Below are 20,999 nucleotides of genomic sequence, written 5' to 3'. Positions count from 1 at the left end.
TCTACAGCACTAAGTCAATATTTACCGTATTAATTTTTTTCATTAAGAGAAACTTTTAAGTAGTGTGTTTACATAAGATTATTAGAATGTTATTAATTTTTTGTAATAATCACAATAGTAATTTGGAAATTGTTAGACATTTAGTAGTATTATACATTATAATTATAAGTGTGAATAATACAAAATAATCAGCTAAAGAATAGTAGGATTTAAAAATTACTAATTCAGCTGTAAATGATAACGGTTAGATTTTAAAAGCATATGATGAAAAAATAATGAGATATTGATAAATTAGAAGAGATGAATATGGAGGATGCATTATATGATTTGGACATTAAAAAAAGCGTATTATAGAACATTTCAAGCAGTAGTTAAGACTGGTACTAAGTTAGCAAAATTCAAAGAACCTAAATTAATATCTGGTACAGGCAGTGTGAATAAAATTCCTGATCTGATGAAAGACCAGAATATTAATAACGCATTAATTGTAGTAAGTGGAACTATAATGAGATCAGGATTAATCAATAATTTTTTTGAAAAGTTAAAGCAAAACAATATAATCTATGGAGTTTATGATACTGTAAAATCCAATCCTACTATAGAGAATATTGAAGAATGTTTAAAAATTTATAAAAATAATAACTGCAGGGCAATAGTAGCCATTGGTGGTGGGTCACCCATTGATTGTGCCAAGGTAGTGGGGGCAAGAGCTAACAACAGTAATTTACAAATTAAAGATTTAAGGGGATTTTTAAAAGTAAAAAAACCTATACCACCATTCTTTGCAGTACCTACTACAGCGGGAAGTGGCTCAGAAGCTACAGTTGCAGCAGTAGTAACTGATTCTAGTACTCATGAAAAGTATGCAATTGCAGATTTTAAGCTTATGCCGGATTTTGCAATACTAGATCCAGAATTAACTGTTGGAGTTCCAAAGCATCTTACTGCTTCAACAGGAATGGATGCATTAACTCATGCTATTGAAGCTTATATAGGTAAAAATGGTACCGATTTTACAAATGATAAAGCATTAAAGGCATCAAAAATGATAATAGACAACTTAGAAAATGTATATAATGATGGAAATAATATTGACGGACGTAGTGCACTGCTTTTAGCATCTAATTATGCTGGACAAGCTTTTACTAGAGCAAATGTTGGTTATGTTCATGCAATAGCTCACAGTATTGGTGGATTATATGGGGTAGCTCATGGTTTAGCAAATGCTATAATACTTCCTAAAGTGCTGGAGTATTATGGAGAGGCAGCGTATGAAAAGTTAGCTGAAATAGCTACTTATGCAAATTTAGGAGACAGGAATGAATCTAAAAAAGATTTAGCTTTAAAATTAATAGCAAAAATAAAAGATATGAACAAAAATATGAATATTCCACTAGGTATTAAAGAGTTAAAAGAAAATGATATAGCTCTAATTGCCAAAAGGGCTGTTAAGGAAGGCAATCCTGATTATCCTGTGCCTAAAATAATAAGTGTTAATGAGTGTGAAAAGCTTGTTAGAAGTTTGAAATTATATAAAAAATAATAGAGATAAAGATGCTGCAGATATTTCTGCGGCATCTTTTTTGTCAACGCTCAAATGCAAATAATTTTTGTTATATTGAGCATACTAGATTTGTAATTATAGTCTAGGAGGTTTCATCATGTCAATTTTGAAATATTTCCATAATGCAATGAAGGATAAAGCTATAAAACAAAATCAAAAATTAGAAAAAAAAACATTGAATCATATAAAACTCTCCTCAGATTTAAAATCAAATATTGAAACAATAAAGAAGATAATGGGTTTTGCGGGTGACATAGTAGTCAGAGAATTTACCATTAATCCAGGAAAGAAAATAAAGGCAGCAGTAATTTTGATTAAAGGTCTGGCTGAAAGAGAACTCATTAATGAACAGGTTATTGGAGCTTTGATGTTAAATGACAGATTTAATAATGTTAAAGATAGCGATGAATTTTTTAAGATGATAAAAGAATATGGTATACCTAATATTTGTTTAAGTGAAGAAACTGATGTTAATAATATAATAAATGAACTTATTAGTGGAAATACAATTCTGTTTTTGGACAAAATAAATAGAGCACTTATAGTTGGAAGCACAGGATGGAAAGATAGGGCTATCGGGGAGCCGACTACTGAAAATTCCATAAGAGGAGCAAAGGATAGTTTTACAGAAAATATAGAAAATAATACTGCTCTCATAAGGCGAAGAATTAAAAGCCCTGATTTAAGGATGATATCATTTAAGATAGGGACAAAAACTAAAACGACAATATTAATGGTCTATCTTGAAGGTATAGCCAAGGAAGGTATAATAAATGAAGTTCAAAATCGTTTGGGAAGAATTAAAATTGATGGCATACTTGAAAGTGGTTATATTGAAGAACTAATAGAAGATACTCCTATGTCTCCATTTCCTCAAATAGAACATAGTGAACGTCCTGACAAGGCTTCTGCGGCAATATTAGAAGGACGTATAGCTATTCTTGTAGACACAACTCCTTATGTCTTAATAGTTCCTACAATTTTTTTTCAGTTTATGCAAGCAGCAGATGATTATTATGAGCGTTTTCTTGTAGGCTCTCTGACAAGATTTATTAGGGTTACGGCTTATTTTATTTCAGTTGTCCTCCCCGCAATGTACATTGCTTTAACGAGTTTTCATCAGGAAATGATTCCTACTACACTGGCACTATCAATTGCAGCTTCACGTGAAGGCGTACCTTTTCCAAGTATAGGAGAGGCATTTATGATGGAAGCTACATTCGAAATTTTAAGAGAAGCAGGTTTAAGACTGCCAAGGCAGGCAGGTCAGGCCGTGAGTATAGTAGGTGGTCTTGTTATAGGTCAGGCGGCAGTTCAGGCTGGTATTGTTTCACAGGCAATGGTAATTGTCGTAGCATTAACAGGAATCAGTTCTTTTGCCATTCCAGCTTTTGATGCAGCAGCTTCGGGACGTTTAATTAGATTTCCTTTGATGCTTATGGCTTCGATACTTGGTTTACCTGGGATTTTAGCAGGATTAAGTATAATAATTATTCATTTAAATAGTCTGCGCTCTTTTGGTGTAAATTACATGGAGCCCTTTGTATCGGCAAACAAAGATAAGTCTAGAGATATTATGATAAGAAAGCCTTGGTGGAAAATGATTGGCCTGCCTAATTATATTTCACGTAAATATAATAGAAAGACTGGACTTAATATGAAACCAGAACCCAAAGCACATTCTAGTAGAAAAAATAAAGATAAATGATTCTATTTTTAAGTGAGGGAGAAATGTAGATGAGAAAAATAGCTCTTGGATTAATTATTGTATTTTCGCTTTTACAAACTGGCTGCTGGAATGCTAGAGAAATCAATGAGCTTGCTTTTGTATTAAGTGTTGGGATAGATAAGACTGATGATGGATTTAAAGTAACGGCACAAATTGCAAGCCCAGAGACCTATAGCAAAACGTCATCCGGCTCTGGAACCGGTAAGGCTAAACCTTTCTGGATTGTTTCAAGCAAGGGAAAAACAGTATTTGAGGCAATACGTAATATGGCTGCAAAATCTTCACGTCGTATATTCTGGTCTCATATAAAAATAATACTTATAGGTGAGCAACTTGCAAGAAGTAATACTCTTGAAATATTTGACTTCTTTACTAGAAATCCTGAGCTTCGTTTAAGAACTTTAGTTGCAGTTACTCCAGGTGAAGCAGAAAAAGTTCTTGAGATTGAGCCAGTAATGGAAAAAGATCCGGCTATATCTTTAGAAAAAATAATTGAAACTAACAATTTAACTGGTAAATCCTATAGCATAATGCTTAAAGATTTTCTTGAGGACTGTATTGACCCATATGTAAGTCCGGTAACTTCAAGAATTATTGTAGATAAATCAAATTCACAGACTGCTGTGAAAACAAGTGGTGCATATGTTTTTAAAGGCACTAAATTGTATAATCCATTAAATGAGGAGGAAACAAGGGGACTTTTATGGATTAAAAATAAAATGAATGGTTCTATAATGGTTGTTAGTTGTCCATATGATCATCAACCTGTCACTCTGGAAATTAAAAGTGCTAAATCATCCATTAAAAGCTATGTGAAAAATGGTGTACCGCACTTTACAATTAAGGTTAAAGTTAGTGCTATTATAACAGAACAGGGATGCTCTACTAATTTTAATGATCAGAAAAAATTGCGTGAATTAGAAAGAGCATTGGAGATGAGCATAAGTAGTGATATGCAATATACAGTAGCTGCATCAAAAGATATGCAAATAGACTTTTTAGGTTTAAGCCGCATACTGCATACACAGCACAAGAATGAATGGCATCAAATATCCTCAAAATGGGATAAACTTTTTGAAAAGTCTGATACTAATCTAGTGGTAAAAGTGGATATAAATCATGTATCATTAGCAAAGCCTTTGCAGCGATTAAAGATGAAATAAAATGTGTAATAAAGGAGCAAGAAGTAATATGACCAAGGGAAAGGAAGTCATTAATAGTAAACAATTTAGAGATATTTTGATTTGTATTATGTGGCCTACAACAATCAATTATGGAAGCGGTATTTTAGCCAGAGAGGTGGGTCATGATATGTGGATAAGTGGTATTATAAGTTTATTTACCGTACTGCCATTTATTCTTATTGCAATTTACATAGGACAAAAGTTTCCCAATCAAACAATAGTGGAGTATAGTCAAGAGCTTTTAGGAGGAGTATTTGGGAAAATTATGGGAGTAATACTTACAGTGCATTTTTTTCTTAGTGCCTCTAGTTCAATATCAATGTATATTCATCATCTTAGTGATTTTTTACTTCCACAAACACCATTTTTGGTAGTTACCATAATGCATGTTTTTATAATATGTTATTTAGTATGGAAGGGACCAGAAGTTATTGCAAGAACAGCTGTTATTGCTTTTAAGATGGCTATAATTTTTTATTTGATTGTTTTTATGGCTTCCTTAAGTGAAATAGATATTTACAGAATTACACCTTTTTTTGATTCAGGGGTTGTGCCTGTATTAAAATCAAGTTTAAAAGGCGATACATTTGTAGGTATATCTCAAATACTTATACCAATGATTTTACCACTGGTACATGAGAGAAAAAAAGTTTGGAGTGCAGCAGTTTCTGGTTTGTTCATTGGCGGATCTTTATTTGTTTTTTATTTTGTTGTGGAATTGATGGTTATGGGACCTCATGTTGTGTCATTAATGCGTATTGCTAGTATGGATTTTGTAAGGTCTATTCAGATTACTCAATATCTACATCGTTTTGAATCATTTATGGTTTCTCTGTGGTATTGGAGTATAATGATTCAAGCAGGAATTTTATCTTTATGTTCTGTAGAGGCTTTTAAGCAAACAACTGGAATAAAAAAGAAAAAACCATTTATTATTGTTACTTTTGGCTTAATGATGATAATTTTTACATATTATATAGGTCATGATAAAGTACTATTTTTAAAATTAAGAGAGAGTGTGTGGCAGTATATTTCTCTTCCGATTGATTTTGGAGTACCTTTAATACTATTTTTGACTTTAATTATTAAGAAAATATTTTCTAAAGCTAAATAAAAAATTAAGGATTTCGCAAATATTTACGAAATCCTTAATTTTTTATTTTAAGTTATTTGAGTTTTCATTGTTAAAATCATGTTAAAATAAGTATTATAATAATACAAGGTTTAAGAAAAATAATATAATAATATAGAGGTAATTGTTATGAATATAAAAAGAGTAGATGAGTATAGTTTTCTAGAAATTAAAGACGAAAATATAGCGGTGTATTTTTCAACTGCTGAAAATAATTTAAATTTCAATATAAATACAAAAGAGGGAATTTGCAATGTAAATAACCTAAAAAAGTGGTTTCATGTTAAGGATGTTGGATATTTAAAGCAGATTCATAGCAGCATTATTTTAAATTATGATTCAAATAAAGGGATTAAGGAAGGGGATGCCCTTGTTACAGATAAAGAAAATATTGCAGTGGGAGTATTTACTGCTGATTGTGTACCAGTCATTATATATGATAAGGTTAAAGGTGTAATAGCAACAGTACACAGTGGTTGGAAGGGAACTAGAGATTTAATTGTAAAAAAGACAATTTTAAAAATGAAAGAAGAATTCTCATGTGTGCCTTCAAACATTGTAGTATATATAGGACCACATAATAAATCTTGCTGCTATGAATTTGGAGAGGAAGCACTAGAGGGATTTAAAAAAGAACCCATTTATGAGAATGAGGCAATATACAAAAATGGTAAACTTGATTTAGAAAAATGTATAATAAAACAATGTGAAAGCGTAAATGTTAAAAATATAAATTCTTTGGGTATATGTACTAAGTGTTCAGAAGAATATAAGATGTTTTCATATAGAAGAGATGGTATAAAGGCAGGAAGAATGTTCTCTTTTATAATAAAAAAATAATTACAATTCAGGAGGAGTATTATGGCTGGTGAGAAAATACTTGTTGTAGATGATGAGGAGCATATAGTTAAACTCATAAAATTCAATCTTGAAAATAATGGGTATAAGGTTATTACAGCAAGTGATGGTGTAAAAGCATTAAGTCTAGCAAGAGAAGAATCACCGGGGTTAGTTCTCTTAGATCTTATGCTGCCATTAATGGATGGTTATGATGTGTGCAGAGAAATAAGAAGAGATCAGGTGATTTCAAATATGCCGGTAATTATGATAACGGCAAAAGGTGAGGAACTGGATAAAATTTTGGGATTGGAACTTGGAGCTGATGATTATATAACAAAACCTTTTTCAGTAAGGGAATTAGTGGCGAGGGTAAAAGCTGTTTTAAGGAGAACTAGAATCGATTATATAGATAAAATTTTTAAGTTTGGAAATATTCAAATAGATTTTCAGAGGCATAGTGTAGTAAAAGATGGCGAAAAAATAGAACTTACTCTCAAAGAATTTGAACTTTTAGAAGTACTTATCAAAAATAAGGGCAGGGTTATGACTAGAGATTTTTTGCTTGATAAAGTATGGGGGTATGAGTATATTGGAGAGACCCGTACTGTTGATGTGCATGTAAGGCATTTAAGGCAAAAAATAGAGGAGGATGATAAAAAGCCTAAATTTATTGAAACCATAAGAGGAATAGGATATAGATTTAATAACTATAGTGGGGATTGAAAATGAAGAAAAAACTTATTTTATATAATTTGAGTATTTTAATTGTAACTATTTTGATGATAACCGTTTTATTTATAAAAATTGAGGATTATGAATATAAACAAAATACAAAACAGAATCTTAAGAGAACTAATACTGTAGTTTGCAATTATATTAATATTAATAATAGTGTAGATCTTAGCAAGATATTTAAGAGTTCCGATATGAGGGTTACTTATATAAATAAAAACGGTGTGGTTTTATATGATAATTTTGTAAACAAATCAAAATTAGATAATCATAATAAGCGAATAGAGGTAGTAGAGGCTAGAAAAGATGGTGATGGCTATAGTATGCGTTACAGTGATTCTTTAAAGAGTAATGTGCTGTATTATGCAAAGGCAAGAAAAGACGGTACAATAGTCAGAACAGCTATTAAAATTTCCTCCATAGAGCGATTTGAAGAAAAATACTTTGAATTATATATGTATGTTGTAGCTTTAAGTATCATTGTGGCAGTATTTTTATCTTTTAAGCTCTCTCATGTTATTTTAAATCCTATTGAAGAACTTAAGGATACAACTTATAGGATAGCCAGGGGAGAACTTGAAACAAGAGCTAAGATTACATCAAAAGATGAGATAGGTCAGCTGAGTAAAACTTTTAATGATATGGCAGAGAAACTTCAAATGAACATAAAAGAATCCGATGAAAAGCAGCAAAAGTTAGAAGCTATATTAGTAAGTATGGATAGTGGGGTTGTAGCGGTAGACAAAAAACATAGAATAATAATGATAAATCCATATGCAGAAAAAATATTTGGAATAGGGAAAAATGTAATAGGTAAAAGACTCATGGATTGTATAAGAAACTATGAGCTTGAGGACATTTTTAATAGAGAAATAAATGACTATATTGAGATAAAAACTACCTGGCCCAAAGAGAGGAATCTTAGAATCAAAACTGCTGATATAATAAATGGGTACGAGCGTATAGGAGTAGTTGCAGTTGTCCAAGATATAACTGATATTAAAAAATTAGAAAATATGAGAACTCAGTTTGTTGCTAATGTGTCTCATGAGCTTAAAACTCCACTAACATCTATAAAAGGTTTTTCTGAAACTTTAAGGTATGTAGATGATGCAAAACAAAGGGGAGAATTCCTTGATATAATAGATGATGAAGTTAATAGACTTACAAGGCTTATAAGTGATATATTGACACTTTCAGATATAGAAGTACGTACTTCCATGAAAAAAGAAAAATTTGATGTTAATGAAATAATAAAAGCTGTATATCATCTTTTAACAAGATCTGCTGATGCTAAAAATATAAGTATAAATATTGTTGGTGATGATGTGCCTAAGCTAATAGGGGATAGTGACAGATTTAAGCAAATGATCATAAACTTAGTTGATAATGCCATAAAGTATACTGAAAATGGTGGAGAAGTACTAATAAGAAAAAAATATGATTCAAACAATTGCATTATATCTATCAAAGATAGTGGAGTTGGAATTCCTGAAAATCATTTAAAAAGAATTTTTGAAAGATTTTATAGGGTTGATAAGGCACGTTCAAGAGCTAATGGTGGAACTGGACTGGGACTTGCCATAGTAAAACATATAGTTATGAATTTTAACGGAAATATAGACATCCAAAGCAAAGTTGGCTCTGGAAGTGAATTCACAATTACTATACCATACGAAAAATAGAATAGGATTTGCTCATATAATTTAAAATGGCTTCTTCTTAAAGATAAAATTCTTTTAAGAAGAAGCTATTTTAGTATATTTAACATAACATTAACTTTATGTAAATTGTCTTTAACCTTTTTAAATTATTATATATATATCAATTTGTTGCAAAGGAGAAGAGGCATGAATTTAAAAAATGTAAAAAAAGAATTTTCAATATCATATAAAATATCGCTTATAGTTGTAATACTTATAATTTTTATTATGGCAGCTGCAGATGGAATTATTTATTATGAAACCTATACAAATATCTATAAACTTAATATGAATAACACAAAAATAGTTTCCTCCGAAATATATAATAATTTTAAAAGTCTAATGGATGTACAGAATAATGAATTGCAAAATATTTCAAAGGATTCTTCAGTAATATCTTTAGGTATTGTAGAAGCCAAAATTGGCAGAAGTGGAGCACTACTTGGCAGTGAAGCTGTAAACTTGAAGAATAAGTTTAAGGGAGATTATACAGACAAAAGTGATACAGAAAATATATTTTTTACAGGTGCAGATGGAATTACTACAGTTTCAAGTAGTGACGATTATTTAGGATATGATTACTCACATTTTGATTACATAAAAGAAGCTTTACAAGGGGAAAATTCTATGAGTTCCGTTTATATTTCTGTTATGACAAGTAAACCTGTTATAACTTTTGTAAGTCCTGTTAAAGATGAAAATGGGAATATATTAGGTGTAGTTGGAAAAACTATATATGTAGATTATTTTTCAAAGCGATTTGATAATTTTAAGTATATGGGAGACGGATATGTTTTTATAGTAGATTCAAATAATAAAATAGTTTATCATCCCCAAAAGTATTATATAAACAAAGAAAGTAGTGTGCCCCAAATAAAAAGAATTGAAGAAGGAAAAAACTTCTTTTCAAGAAAAAACTATGAGACTATAAATTACACATTTAATAACAAAAAGTATTTTGCAGCTTTAACAAGTATTCCTGAAATGAAATTAGTTTTTGTTTTGAGCAGCAGTGAAAAAAGTCTTCAAAGTATACCAAAGGAAATTGGCTTAATTATAATTATAATAGCAATTTTATCAATTATAATTGCTATCCCTCTTTTGATAGTTATAATTAAAATGATTTTTAAGCCAATGGGAAGACTTATTGCCGCTACTAAAGAAATTTCTAAAGGTAATTTGAATGTTAAAAATGAAATAGAAAGCAATGACGAAGTTGGAAAATTGTCTAAAGCCTTTGGTTATATGATATCAAGTATTAGAAAATTATTAATGCAAATAAAGCATGTATCAAATGAACTCATAGAAATAAATTCTGTAGTTAAGAATACACAAAGAAGTACAGTTTATGGTATGGAGAATATAAACAAAAATATGCAGATAGTTTCTAGAGATTCCTTAAAAATTGGTGAAGATCTTCAAAATGGTTTTGATACTTTTGAGGGCATCAGTGTTAAAACTCAAAAGATAAAGGAAGCTTCAGGCCAAATGCTTCTTTTATCGGAAGACATAAAAGATTTTAATAGTATTGGTATTGAAAGTATAAAAAATCTTATAGATGTAAGTGAATTTTTTAGAAAAAGCATAAAAGAAGTAAATGAATCATTTAAAGAACTTCAGGAAAATACAAGTAGCATAAAATATATAATAAATTTGGTCACAGAGGTATCTAAAAAGACAAAAATACTTTCACTAAATGCTTCAATTGAAGCCGCTAGAGCAGGAGAAGCTGGAAAAGGTTTCAGTGTAGTTGCTTCTGAAATAAAAAAATTATCTCAAAATATAGAAATGCAAATTAATAATATAGATAAAATACTTAATAATGTAAATACTAAAATCGTAGATACAAGAGTTAAAATGAGCTCGTTAAATAGTGATTATAAAGATCAAATAACTGCAATTAAAAACACAAGAGTAAATTATAAAAATGTATTTTATTTAGTTGAAGAGATAAATAACAATATAAAGCACATTGACGAAAGTGTAAACTATGTTAACTCAGAAAATCAAAATATTTACCATGAATTTAACGAAATAGGAGAGTTTTATGGTGAATTTAACACTCTAATAGAGGAAATAAGTAAAATTATGAAAGAGCAATATAATTACACAAAGGAAGTTGATAGTGTAATAAAAAATCTGGATGATACTTCGTGTGAACTAGAGAGTCATATAAGTAAATTTAAATTGTAAAATTTGGAATGTTAAATTTACTTAACATTACTATAATACTTGATTAACATTGACAATGTATTATTGTACTTGTAGATGAGAGATAACCCAAAAGGGTTTCTAAAAAATAAATTACTAATCTATATATCTTTGGAGGTAGGTTAAATGAAAAGTAAAAAAATCAAGTTAGCAGTTTTAGCAATTACGGTGACAATAGCAGCAGGTTTGTTTGCAGGATGCAGCAGCTCAAGCTCTAATTCATCAAATACTAAAAAAGAGACAAAGACAATATCCGGTTCAATTACTCTTTCGGGTTCTACTGCACTTCAACCTCTAGCTGAAAAATCTGTAGATGGATTTAAAGCAAAATATCCTAGTGTAAATGTAAATGTTCAAGGTGGCGGAAGTGGTACTGGACTTAATCAAGTTCTTCAAGGAGCAGTTGAAGTCGGAAATTCAGATATTTTTGCAGAAGAAAAATTAAATGCCGATGATGCAAAGAAATTAACAGATCATAAAGTTTGTGCTATAGGTTTTGCCGTAGTTACAAGTAGCGATGTAAATGTAAAGAATTTAACTAAAGCACAAATTCAAGATATATTTACTGGAAAGATAACTAACTGGAGTCAAGTTGGTGGATCAAGTGAAGCAATAAACATAGTTCATAGACCTAAATCTTCAGGAACAAGAGCTACTTTCACTAAAACAGTTATGGATGGAAAAGACGAAAAGGATGATATAGGAACTACACAGGATGCAAGTGGATCAGTTAAAACTTCAATGACAAGTACTAAAGGTTCTATAAGTTACTTAGCATTTTCTTATCTTTTAACAGGCGAAGGTCAAAAAGATTTAAATATGGTATCTATTGATAATGTTGCGCCTACTACGGCAAACATAATAAGTGGAAAGTATGGATTCTGGTCATATGAGCATATGTATACAAAAGGTAAAGGAAATGATGCTTCTAAAGCATTTATAGATTATATGATGAGCAGCGACAATAAATCACTTATACAAAAAATGGGATATATACCATCAGCCGATTTGAAAAAATAATAAATAGTAAAATTTAAAATTGAGAACATAAGAAATGACCTTTCTTATGTCTCAATTTTTAAATTATTTTTAATGCAGGATTACATAAAACTAAACTTTAAGTTGAGGTAATGTTTATGGAAAAAAGAAGTTTTATAAAAAAGCTTAAAACAGAATATATTGGAAGGGGTTTTGCAACTATTTGTGGTGCTTTTATAGTTATTCTAACCCTTTCTATTATTTTTTTTATTGCATCTAAAGGAATATCAACCTTTACAAAACATCATTATTCAATTTTGAATTTTTTGTTTTCTGAAGTGTGGAAACCTGATGATGCAAAGAATCCTAAATTGGGAGCACTTATATTTTTAAAAGGTTCTACTTTAGTATCTATAGGTGCTGTAATATTAAGCACACCTATGGCAATAGCACTTGCAGTATTTATGAATATGATTTCTCCTAAACTAGGTGAAAAAGTACTTAAACCTTCCTTAGAACTTTTTGTTGGAATTCCTTCTGTAGTTTATGGATGGATAGGAGTCACTGTTTTAGTGCCACTTATAAAAAAGCATTTTGGAGGTGTGGGATTCAGCTTGGCAGCTGGAATTTTAGTCCTAAGTATAATGATACTTCCTACTATAGCCAGTTTGGCATCTGATGCTATAAAAAATGTTCATAATGAATATATTGAAGGTTCTTATGGTCTAGGAGCTACAAGATGGCAGACAATATATAAAATAATAATACCTTCAAGTAAAAATGGCATACTTACCGGAGTTGTGCTGGGACTTGCCAGGGCTTTTGGAGAAGCACTAGCAGTTCAAATGGTAATAGGAAATACTTTGAAATCAGCAAAGGGACTTTTATCACCTACAACTACTTTAACCAGTGTGCTTACAATGGATATGGCAAATACAGCTAATGGCACTGTGTGGAATGATGCACTCTGGTCACTCGCACTTTTACTTCTTTTAATTTCATTTGCATTCATAGTAATTATAAGACTTATAGGTAGAAGAGGTGATGTCTAATGAAAAGTAAATTATACGATAAAATAGCTACATTAATTTTATATATTATATCTATATTTGTAGTTGCGCTTTTAGCACTATTTATAATTTATATAATTTATAAAGGCAAGGATTCTTTAAATTTCAATTTCTTATTTGGGCAACCTAAGATAACAGAAGCTGGCGGAGGAATAGGACCTGAGCTTTTTAATTCATTTTATATGCTAATAGTGTCACTTTTAATAACAATACCTATTGGAGTAGGCGCTGGAATTTATATGGCTGAGTATGCTAAAGAAGGAATGATTTTAAGATTTATAAGACTTTGTATAGAAACAATGGCATCCCTTCCTTCAATAGTTGTTGGATTGTTTGGCTTACTTGTATTTGTTACCATGACAAATTGGGGATATACCATTCTTTCAGGTGCTTTAGCTATTACTATTTTAAATTTACCATCTATGACAAGAGTATCAGAAAATGCCATTAAAGCATCTTCTGTTAAGGTAAAAGAGGCAAGTCTTGGACTTGGAGCTACACAGTGGCAAACAATAAAGAATGTAATTCTTCCATCAGCAGTACCTGAGATACTTACAGGTATTATATTGGCATCAGGAAGAATTTTTGGAGAAGCAGCTGCACTTTTATATACTGCCGGTATGAGTGCTCCTGCACTTGATTTTCAGCATATAAGTCTTGTAGGTAAAACTTCGGCTTTTAGCTTGTTCAGACCTGCTGAAACTTTAGCAGTTCATATATGGAAGCTCAATTCTGAGGGCATGGTACCAGATGCAGCTAAAATTGCCAATGGTTCTTCTGCAGTGCTTGTAATTATGGTTTTACTATTTAATTTTTTAGCACGAATCATCGGAAGAAAAATATACAGTTTATACAGCGGTAAATAAGGAGGATTAAAATGGGCATAATACAGACTAAGGACTTAAATTTATATTATGGAAGTGTTCAGGCTCTTAAAAAGATAAATCTTGATTTTCAGCCTAATACAGTAACTGCACTTATAGGACCATCAGGCTGCGGTAAATCAACTTTTTTAAGAACAATAAATAGAATGAATGATCTTATAAGTATAGTTAAAATAGATGGTGATGTATTATTTGAAGGAAAAAATGTATATAAGGATTATGATGCTATAGAACTTAGAAAAAGAGTTGGCATGGTATTTCAAAAACCAAATCCGTTTCCAATGTCAATATATGATAATGTTGCTTATGGACCTAGAATACACGGAATAAAAAGCAGATCTAAATTAGATGAAATTGTAGAAATGAGTTTGAAGGGGTCAGCTCTCTGGGAAGAAGTTAAAGATAGACTTAAAAAGAATGCTCTTGGATTATCAGGTGGACAGCAGCAGAGATTGTGTATTGCAAGAACCCTTGCAGTGGAACCTGAAGTTCTTCTTATGGATGAACCAACTTCAGCACTTGATCCAATATCAACTTTGAAAATAGAAGAGTTAATGGATGAATTAAAACATAAATATACAGTAATTATAGTGACTCACAATATGCAGCAAGCAGGAAGAATTTCAGACAATACAGCTTTCTTTTTAAATGGTGAAGTTGTAGAAGATGGAAAAACCGAAGACATTTTTTATAAACCAAAGGATAAAAGAACAGAAGATTATATAACAGGAAGATTTGGATGATGTTTAATAATTTATTTGTGAGGTGAAATATATGACAAGAAAAGTTTTTGAAGCTAATTTAGAGGATCTTCATGCTGAACTTTTAAGAATGGGAAGCATGGTTGAAAAGCAGATATATGATTGTATGGAGGCACTGGAAAAACAGGATGAAGTAGGGGCAAAAAAGGTAGTAGAAAAAGATGATATTGTAGATAATACGCAGAAGGAAATAGAGAACAAAATTATAAGGCTAATTTTAATGCAGCAGCCTATAGTTGCGGAGGATTTAAGAAATGTATTTACTACTACAAAGATAGTAACAGAGCTTGAAAGAATAGGAGATCATGCAGTAGATATAGCAAAAGTTATAAAGAGACTTAATGGAGAAAAGCACCCTGATATTGTAAGTGACATATGGAGCATGGCAAATAAGGTTAAATCTATGATAAAGGATTCACTTGATGCTTATGTTGAAAAAGATCTTGATGCAGCCTATGAAGTTTGTAAGCGTGATGATGAAGTAGATGCATATTATAAAAGAATTTTTAATGAACTCCTTGAAATTATGATGAAGGATACAAATAAAATAAATAGACACACTCAATTTTTATTTGTGTGCAAATACCTTGAAAGAATAGCAGATAGAACAACTAATATATGCGAATGCACAATTTATCTCATAACAGGAAAACAAGTTGATTTAAATGATTAACTAGGTTAAAGTAAAACTTTAAGAATGTTAATTTTTCCTGCTAAGTAAAGTAACAGTATTTTGAGAACCGTTTAAATAATACTCAATAAGTTTTATTTAACGTTCTAAAATACTGTTACTTTGCGTTATTCTTGACTTAAAAGAGTTAATAATGTAATATAACTACAGGGTTACCATATCGAAGCTTAAGTTATATATGTTCTAAAATATTAACTGTAAAGATATTATGAAGTATACATAACTTAATAACTAAACTGGTTTCTATATAAAGAGTTTAAATCTGTAAACACAATATTGTAGGGAGTAATTATGAAAAATAAAATTATTAAAATTGAGCCTTCAAGCATAGCAGAAGAAATGGGCATTGATGTAGGAGATAGTCTTTTAAGTATAAATGGTAAAGAAGTAACGGATATAATTGATTATAGATTTTTGATGGCAGATGAATATGTTGTTGTAGAAATAGAAAAGCCCAATAAAGAAGTATGGGAGCTTGAGATAGAAAAGGAATATGATGAAAAACTGGGAGTGGAATTCGAAAATGAAATTCTAGATTCTGCCAAAAGTTGCAGAAATAAATGTATATTTTGCTTCATAGATCAGCTGCCAAAGGGAATGAGAAAAACTCTATATTTTAAAGATGATGATTCAAGGCTTTCATTTTTACAGGGCAATTTTGTAACGCTTACAAATATGAGTGATGAAGATATAGAGAGAATAATAAGATACAGAATAAGCCCAATAAATGTATCTGTTCAAGCTACAAATCTTGAACTTAGAAAAAAGATGCTTAATAACAGATTTGCAGGCAATCTAATGGAGCGAATGAAGAAACTTGCAAAGGCAGGTATAAAAATGAACTGCCAGGTTGTGTTATGCCCAGGAATAAATGATGGTAAGGAATTTATACATACTATTAAGGATCTTTATGAATTGTATCCTTCAGTGGAAAATGTAGCGGGAGTACCTGTTGGGATAACAGATTATAGAGAAGGACTTTTTAAAGTGAAGCCTTATAATGAAAAAACAGCTCTAAAGGAAATAGAAAATGTTGAGCCACTTCAAAAAAAATTCATTGAGGAGATAGGAAGTCCTTTTGTAAGACTGTCAGATGAATTTTATGTTCTCAGTAAAAAAGTTATACCTGAAACAAAATTTTATGGTAATTTCGAGCAATTTGAAGATGGTATAGGAATGATACGAACTTTCAGAGACAATATTCACAAAACTGTAGATGATTTAGAAGATAATATAAATAAATCTTTTACCATGGTTACAGGAGCTTTGGCTTATAAAGAGATAAATGATGCTGCAGATATTCTTATGAATAGAAGCAAAAAATTAAAAATTAATGTTGTGAGGGTAATAAATGATTTCTTTGGTAAAAATATAACTGTAGCAGGACTTTTGACGGGCAGAGATATTATAAAATATTTAAAGGAAAATTATGTAGGTGATTATATAATACTTCCTAAAAATATGCTTAAAAGTGATGAAGATATATTTTTAGATGATGTTAAAGTTTCTGAAGTTGAAGCAGCATTAAATAGAAAAGTACTTATTTGCGATTATTCTGGAGAAGATATAGTTAATATAATAAACAAATATGGCAAGGAGGAAGAAAAATGTCAAAACCAATAGTTAGTATAGTTGGCAGACCTAATGTGGGGAAATCAACTCTATTTAATAAACTTGCAGGCAGAAGAGTTTCAATAGTAGAAGATACACCAGGAGTTACAAGAGATAGAATTTACGCTGAATCAGAATGGGTAGGAAGAAAATTTACTATAATAGATACAGGTGGAATAGAGCCGGAAAATGATGATATAATACTAACTCAAATGAGAAGACAGGCACAGATAGCAATTGAAATGTCAGATGTTATTATATTTATGGTAGATGGTAAGCAGGGTCTTACGGATGCTGATAATGAAGTTACTGTAATGCTAAGGAAGAGCAAGAAGCCTATAGTTTTAGTTGTAAATAAAATAGATAAAAATGCTGAAGAAAACAATATATATGAATTTTACAATTTAGGTATAGGTGATCCTGTTGCAATATCATCTTCACAGGGATTAGGTATAGGTGATATGCTTGATGAAGTAGTAAATAAATTTAGGCCAGCTGATGAAGATGAAGAGGATGATGAATATATACGAGTTGCATTTGTAGGTAAACCTAATGTAGGAAAGTCTTCTCTTACAAATAGGATATTAGGTGAAGATAGAGTTATTGTAAGTGATATACCTGGAACAACTAGAGATGCTATAGATAGTTATCTTGAAACAGATTTTGGCAAGTTGATTTTAATAGATACTGCAGGGCTTAGGAGAAAGAGCAAAATAAAAGATCAAATTGAGAGATACAGTGCAGTAAGAACTATGGCGGCTATAGAAAGATGTGATGTATGTGTACTTATGATTGATGCCACTGATCCAATAAGCGAACAGGATGAGAGAATAATAGGGTATGCTCATGAAAACAATAGAGCTATTTTAGTTATAGTTAATAAGTGGGACTTAATAGAAAAAGATGACAGAACCATGGATAATTTTAAAAAGGACCTTGAATTTAAGTTTTCATTTATGGCCTATGCACCATTTCTATTCATATCTGCTAAGACAGGGCAAAGAGTACACAAGGTGCTTTCAGAGATAAAAAAATGTTATGATAATTATAATAAGAGAATTGCTACTGGAGTATTAAATGATGTTATAAGTAATGCGGTTTTAATGAAAGAGCCCCCAACAGTTGCTTTCAAGAGGCTTAAAATTTTTTATGTAACTCAAATAGGTGTGAAACCGCCTACTTTCGTATTCTTTGTAAACAATCCAGAGCTTCTTCATTTTTCTTATAGAAGATACCTGGAAAATAAGTTAAGACAAAGCTTTGATTTTGAGGGAACAGGAATAAAAATGATATTTAACGAAAGGAAGGAATAATATGCAGGGCATAACATTTATAGGTGGTGGAAGTTTTGGTACGGCACTTGGAATAATGCTTGCTAAAAAAGGATATGATATCACTATATGGGATAGAAATAAGCAGAATGTAGATGATATAAATACCTTAAAAACTAATACGAGATATCTTCCTGATAGTGTTATACCTTATAATGTTAAGGCTGTAGATGATATTTATTTAGCGGCTAAACAAAATAAATATGTGGTACTTGCGGTTCCTTCTTTTGCAATAAGAGAAATATGTAAAAAAATAAAATCAGTCATAAGTGAAGAACAGATTATTATAAGTATTGCTAAAGGAATGGAAGAAGAGAGTAAAAAAAGACTATCTGAAGTAATTAAAGAGGAACTTCCAGGGAATCCAGTGGTAGTGCTTTCAGGGCCAAGTCATGCTGAAGAAGTTGCAAATGATATTCCAACTACAGTAGTTGTTAGTTCTACTGATATGAAATATGCTGAAGAAGTTCAAGATGTTTTCATGACTAATGGTTTTAGAGTTTATACAAATAGTGATATAGTAGGAGTGGAGATAGGAGGAGCTGTTAAAAATATAATAGCTATAGCTTCAGGTATATGTGATGGAATGGGTTATGGTGACAATACAAAAGCAGCCCTTATGACAAGAGGCATGAGCGAGATAATGAGAATAGGAGTAAAGCTTGGAGGTAAACCAGAAACATTTTTTGGACTTACAGGTATGGGTGATCTCATTGTAACATGTACTAGTATGCACAGCAGAAATAGAAAAGCTGGTATACTAATAGGTAAGGGAGTATCTTGTGAGGAAGCCTGCAGAAAAATTGGAATGGTTGTAGAAGGTGTAAAGGCTTGTAAAACATTTTACGAACTTAAAGAATCACTTAAAGTCTCTATGCCAATTACTAATGCACTTTATGGGGTTCTGTTTCAAAATAAGGATCCAAGACAGCAGGTTAATGAACTTATGGGCAGAGATAAAAAATACGAATATTATTTTTAATAAATTTCTCTCTAAAGGAATAAACTTAGCAATTGTTGTGTATATATATATTGTTAATATTAAGGTGTGGGAGGAAGCAGCTTGGAAAACTTTAACATATATAAAGACATTGCTGAGAGAACGGATGGGGATATTTACGTTGGAGTTGTAGGACCTGTGAGAACAGGAAAATCTACATTTATTAAAAGATTTATGGATATTATGGTAATACCCAATATAGATAATCCTCACAAAAAAGAAAGAGCTAAGGATGAACTTCCCCAAAGTTCATCAGGTAAAACAATTCATACAACTGAACCAAAATTTGTCCCTAATGAGGCTGTAGATATAAGTTTAGATGATAGCATAAAATTAAAGGTAAGATTAGTGGACTGCGTTGGATATATAGTAAAAAGTGCCCTTGGGTATGTAGAAGGGGATAAACCTAAAATGGTATCAACGCCGTGGTTTGACCATGAAATTCCATTTGAGGAAGCAGCAGAAATAGGAACAAAAAAAGTTATTGATGAACATTCAACTATAGGACTTGTAGTTACTACAGATGGTTCAGTAACAGGTATACCACGAGAAGAATATGTAGAAGCAGAAGAAAGAGTAGTAAAAGAACTTAAAGAAATAAAAAAGCCATTTATTATAATACTTAATTCAGCACATGCATCTGACCCAAAAACACTTGAGCTTAAAGACGAATTAGAGAAAAAATATGATGTTTCTGTACAAGTTTTGGATGTTCAGAATATGACTGAAGAAGATATAGTAAAAGTTTTTAGTAGGGTTTTAAAGGAATTTCCTATTAAAGAAATAAATATAGATATGCCGGAGTGGATTGAAAAATTAAGTGCAAAACATTGGCTCAAAGATAATTTCTTAAGTATTGTAAAAGAAATGTGTATAAAAGTAAATAAGATAAGAGATATTTCTAAGGTTATAGCTTCATATTCAGACATGGATTATTTAGAAAGAGCTGATATGACCGAAATGAATATGGGAAGTGGTGTTGGAAGAATAGTTTTCACACCCAAGAGTGACATGTTTTATAAGGTCTTAAGTGAAGAATGTGAATGTGATATTGATGGTGAAAACAAGCTTTTATCTATAATGAAAGACATGCATGAAGCTAAGGTTCAGTATGATAGAATTTCTGATGCTTTAAGAGATGTAAGAGAAAAGGGTTATGGACTTGTGGCCCCGCAGCTAGCAGAAATGAAATTGGAAGAGCCTAAAATAGTTAAGAATGGAACTAGATATGAAGTTAAATTAAAAGCAAGTGCTCCAAGTTTTCACTTTATAAGAGCTGATATAGAAACGGAAGTTTCACCTATACTTGGAAGTGAAAGGGAAAGCGAAGAACTTGTAAGATCGCTTTTAGAGCAATTTGAAAATGACCCATCTGAAATATGGGAAAGTAATATGTTTGGAAAATCATTAGAGGTATTGGTTAAAGAAGGGCTTCAGAAAAAACTTTATAAGATGCCGGATGATGTTCAAGCTAAAATACAGAAAACACTAGAGAAAATAATAAATGAAGGTAATGGTGGATTAATCTGTATTATACTTTAGGTTTATTTGCGGATATTTAAGGAAAGTTAAAAAATT

The 20,999-nt window shown here is 31.0% G+C and carries 17 protein-coding genes; all 17 read left to right on the top strand.

The window, feature by feature from the left end; genetic code table 11:
* Window positions 1–322 precede the first annotated feature (322 nt).
* The 17 genes from BEE63_RS00860 to spoIVA all read left to right on the top strand — a co-directional run bounded on the left by BEE63_RS00860 (window position 323) and on the right by spoIVA (window position 20,963).
* Window positions 323–1,543, top strand: a complete 1,221-nt coding sequence (locus BEE63_RS00860; protein ID WP_066019582.1) for an iron-containing alcohol dehydrogenase — start codon at window positions 323–325, stop codon at window positions 1,541–1,543.
* Between the two features lie 118 nt (window positions 1,544–1,661).
* Entirely contained in the window at window positions 1,662–3,272 is a 1,611-nt protein-coding gene (locus BEE63_RS00855; RefSeq protein WP_066019581.1) for a spore germination protein, read from the top strand.
* A 29-nt stretch (window positions 3,273–3,301) separates the two neighbouring features.
* Entirely contained in the window at window positions 3,302–4,456 is a 1,155-nt protein-coding gene (locus tag BEE63_RS00850) for a Ger(x)C family spore germination protein (protein ID WP_066019580.1), read from the top strand.
* Window position 4,457: 1 nt separating this feature from the next.
* Window positions 4,458–5,591, top strand: coding sequence for a GerAB/ArcD/ProY family transporter (locus BEE63_RS00845; RefSeq protein WP_242874630.1), 1,134 nt, complete (start codon window positions 4,458–4,460; stop codon window positions 5,589–5,591).
* Window positions 5,592–5,738: 147 nt separating this feature from the next.
* Window positions 5,739–6,449 (top strand): peptidoglycan editing factor PgeF, encoded by a 711-nt coding sequence (gene pgeF, locus BEE63_RS00840; protein ID WP_066019579.1) that lies wholly within the window; start codon window positions 5,739–5,741, stop codon window positions 6,447–6,449.
* A 21-nt stretch (window positions 6,450–6,470) separates the two neighbouring features.
* Window positions 6,471–7,172 carry a response regulator gene (locus BEE63_RS00835; protein WP_066019578.1) on the top strand — a complete coding sequence of 234 codons (702 nt, stop codon included), beginning with the start codon at window positions 6,471–6,473 and terminating at the stop codon, window positions 7,170–7,172.
* Window positions 7,173–7,174: 2 nt separating this feature from the next.
* A complete protein-coding gene (gene pnpS / locus BEE63_RS00830; protein ID WP_066019577.1) occupies window positions 7,175–8,866 on the top strand; it encodes a two-component system histidine kinase PnpS in 1,692 nt (563 codons plus the stop codon).
* 165 nt (window positions 8,867–9,031) lie between these two features.
* Window positions 9,032–11,077 carry a methyl-accepting chemotaxis protein gene (locus BEE63_RS00825; RefSeq protein WP_081312421.1) on the top strand — a complete coding sequence of 682 codons (2,046 nt, stop codon included), beginning with the start codon at window positions 9,032–9,034 and terminating at the stop codon, window positions 11,075–11,077.
* Between the two features lie 144 nt (window positions 11,078–11,221).
* Window positions 11,222–12,115: a phosphate ABC transporter substrate-binding protein gene (locus BEE63_RS00820; RefSeq protein ID WP_066019575.1), complete on the top strand. Its 894-nt coding sequence runs from the start codon at window positions 11,222–11,224 to the stop codon at window positions 12,113–12,115.
* Window positions 12,116–12,231: 116 nt separating this feature from the next.
* A complete protein-coding gene (gene pstC / locus BEE63_RS00815; RefSeq protein WP_066019574.1) occupies window positions 12,232–13,125 on the top strand; it encodes a phosphate ABC transporter permease subunit PstC in 894 nt (297 codons plus the stop codon).
* Entirely contained in the window at window positions 13,125–14,009 is an 885-nt protein-coding gene (gene pstA / locus BEE63_RS00810) for a phosphate ABC transporter permease PstA (protein ID WP_066019573.1), read from the top strand. The genes pstC and pstA overlap by 1 nt, the downstream gene beginning before the upstream one ends.
* Before the next feature lie 11 nt (window positions 14,010–14,020).
* Window positions 14,021–14,770: a phosphate ABC transporter ATP-binding protein PstB gene (gene pstB, locus BEE63_RS00805; protein WP_066019572.1), complete on the top strand. Its 750-nt coding sequence runs from the start codon at window positions 14,021–14,023 to the stop codon at window positions 14,768–14,770.
* A gap of 31 nt (window positions 14,771–14,801) precedes the next feature.
* Window positions 14,802–15,461 (top strand): phosphate signaling complex protein PhoU, encoded by a 660-nt coding sequence (gene phoU / locus BEE63_RS00800; protein WP_066019571.1) that lies wholly within the window; start codon window positions 14,802–14,804, stop codon window positions 15,459–15,461.
* A gap of 309 nt (window positions 15,462–15,770) precedes the next feature.
* Window positions 15,771–17,102, top strand: coding sequence for a DUF512 domain-containing protein (locus BEE63_RS00795; protein WP_066019570.1), 1,332 nt, complete (start codon window positions 15,771–15,773; stop codon window positions 17,100–17,102).
* Window positions 17,087–18,403 carry a ribosome biogenesis GTPase Der gene (gene der / locus BEE63_RS00790; protein WP_066019569.1) on the top strand — a complete coding sequence of 439 codons (1,317 nt, stop codon included), beginning with the start codon at window positions 17,087–17,089 and terminating at the stop codon, window positions 18,401–18,403. Before BEE63_RS00795 ends, der begins: the two co-directional genes overlap by 16 nt.
* Before the next feature lies 1 nt (window position 18,404).
* Window positions 18,405–19,403, top strand: a complete 999-nt coding sequence (locus tag BEE63_RS00785) for an NAD(P)H-dependent glycerol-3-phosphate dehydrogenase (RefSeq protein WP_066019568.1) — start codon at window positions 18,405–18,407, stop codon at window positions 19,401–19,403.
* An 81-nt stretch (window positions 19,404–19,484) separates the two neighbouring features.
* On the top strand, window positions 19,485–20,963 hold the full coding sequence (spoIVA, locus tag BEE63_RS00780; RefSeq protein ID WP_066019567.1) for a stage IV sporulation protein A: 1,479 nt from the start codon (window positions 19,485–19,487) through the stop codon (window positions 20,961–20,963).
* The last annotated feature ends 36 nt before the right edge of the window (window positions 20,964–20,999 follow it).

This window comes from Clostridium pasteurianum (assembly GCF_001705235.1).
Lineage (GTDB): Bacteria > Bacillota > Clostridia > Clostridiales > Clostridiaceae > Clostridium_S > Clostridium_S pasteurianum_A.
This window is presented reverse-complemented; position numbering and strand designations above follow the sequence as displayed.

What these genes read in the sequence shown, in the direction of transcription:
- BEE63_RS00795 (WP_066019570.1), top strand. Translation starts at nt 15,771, where the DNA reads ATGAAAAATAAAATTATTAAAATTGAGCCTTCAAGCATAGCAGAAGAA.
- BEE63_RS00785 (WP_066019568.1), top strand. Translation starts at nt 18,405, where the DNA reads ATGCAGGGCATAACATTTATAGGTGGTGGAAGTTTTGGTACGGCACTT.
- BEE63_RS00820 (WP_066019575.1), top strand. Translation starts at nt 11,222, where the DNA reads ATGAAAAGTAAAAAAATCAAGTTAGCAGTTTTAGCAATTACGGTGACA.
- BEE63_RS00860 (WP_066019582.1), top strand. Translation starts at nt 323, where the DNA reads ATGATTTGGACATTAAAAAAAGCGTATTATAGAACATTTCAAGCAGTA.
- BEE63_RS00855 (WP_066019581.1), top strand. Translation starts at nt 1,662, where the DNA reads ATGTCAATTTTGAAATATTTCCATAATGCAATGAAGGATAAAGCTATA.
- BEE63_RS00825 (WP_081312421.1), top strand. Translation starts at nt 9,032, where the DNA reads ATGAATTTAAAAAATGTAAAAAAAGAATTTTCAATATCATATAAAATA.
- der (WP_066019569.1), top strand. Translation starts at nt 17,087, where the DNA reads ATGTCAAAACCAATAGTTAGTATAGTTGGCAGACCTAATGTGGGGAAA.
- phoU (WP_066019571.1), top strand. Translation starts at nt 14,802, where the DNA reads ATGACAAGAAAAGTTTTTGAAGCTAATTTAGAGGATCTTCATGCTGAA.
- pgeF (WP_066019579.1), top strand. Translation starts at nt 5,739, where the DNA reads ATGAATATAAAAAGAGTAGATGAGTATAGTTTTCTAGAAATTAAAGAC.
- pstC (WP_066019574.1), top strand. Translation starts at nt 12,232, where the DNA reads ATGGAAAAAAGAAGTTTTATAAAAAAGCTTAAAACAGAATATATTGGA.
- BEE63_RS00850 (WP_066019580.1), top strand. Translation starts at nt 3,302, where the DNA reads ATGAGAAAAATAGCTCTTGGATTAATTATTGTATTTTCGCTTTTACAA.
- pstA (WP_066019573.1), top strand. Translation starts at nt 13,125, where the DNA reads ATGAAAAGTAAATTATACGATAAAATAGCTACATTAATTTTATATATT.
- BEE63_RS00845 (WP_242874630.1), top strand. Translation starts at nt 4,458, where the DNA reads ATGTGTAATAAAGGAGCAAGAAGTAATATGACCAAGGGAAAGGAAGTC.
- pstB (WP_066019572.1), top strand. Translation starts at nt 14,021, where the DNA reads ATGGGCATAATACAGACTAAGGACTTAAATTTATATTATGGAAGTGTT.
- pnpS (WP_066019577.1), top strand. Translation starts at nt 7,175, where the DNA reads ATGAAGAAAAAACTTATTTTATATAATTTGAGTATTTTAATTGTAACT.
- BEE63_RS00835 (WP_066019578.1), top strand. Translation starts at nt 6,471, where the DNA reads ATGGCTGGTGAGAAAATACTTGTTGTAGATGATGAGGAGCATATAGTT.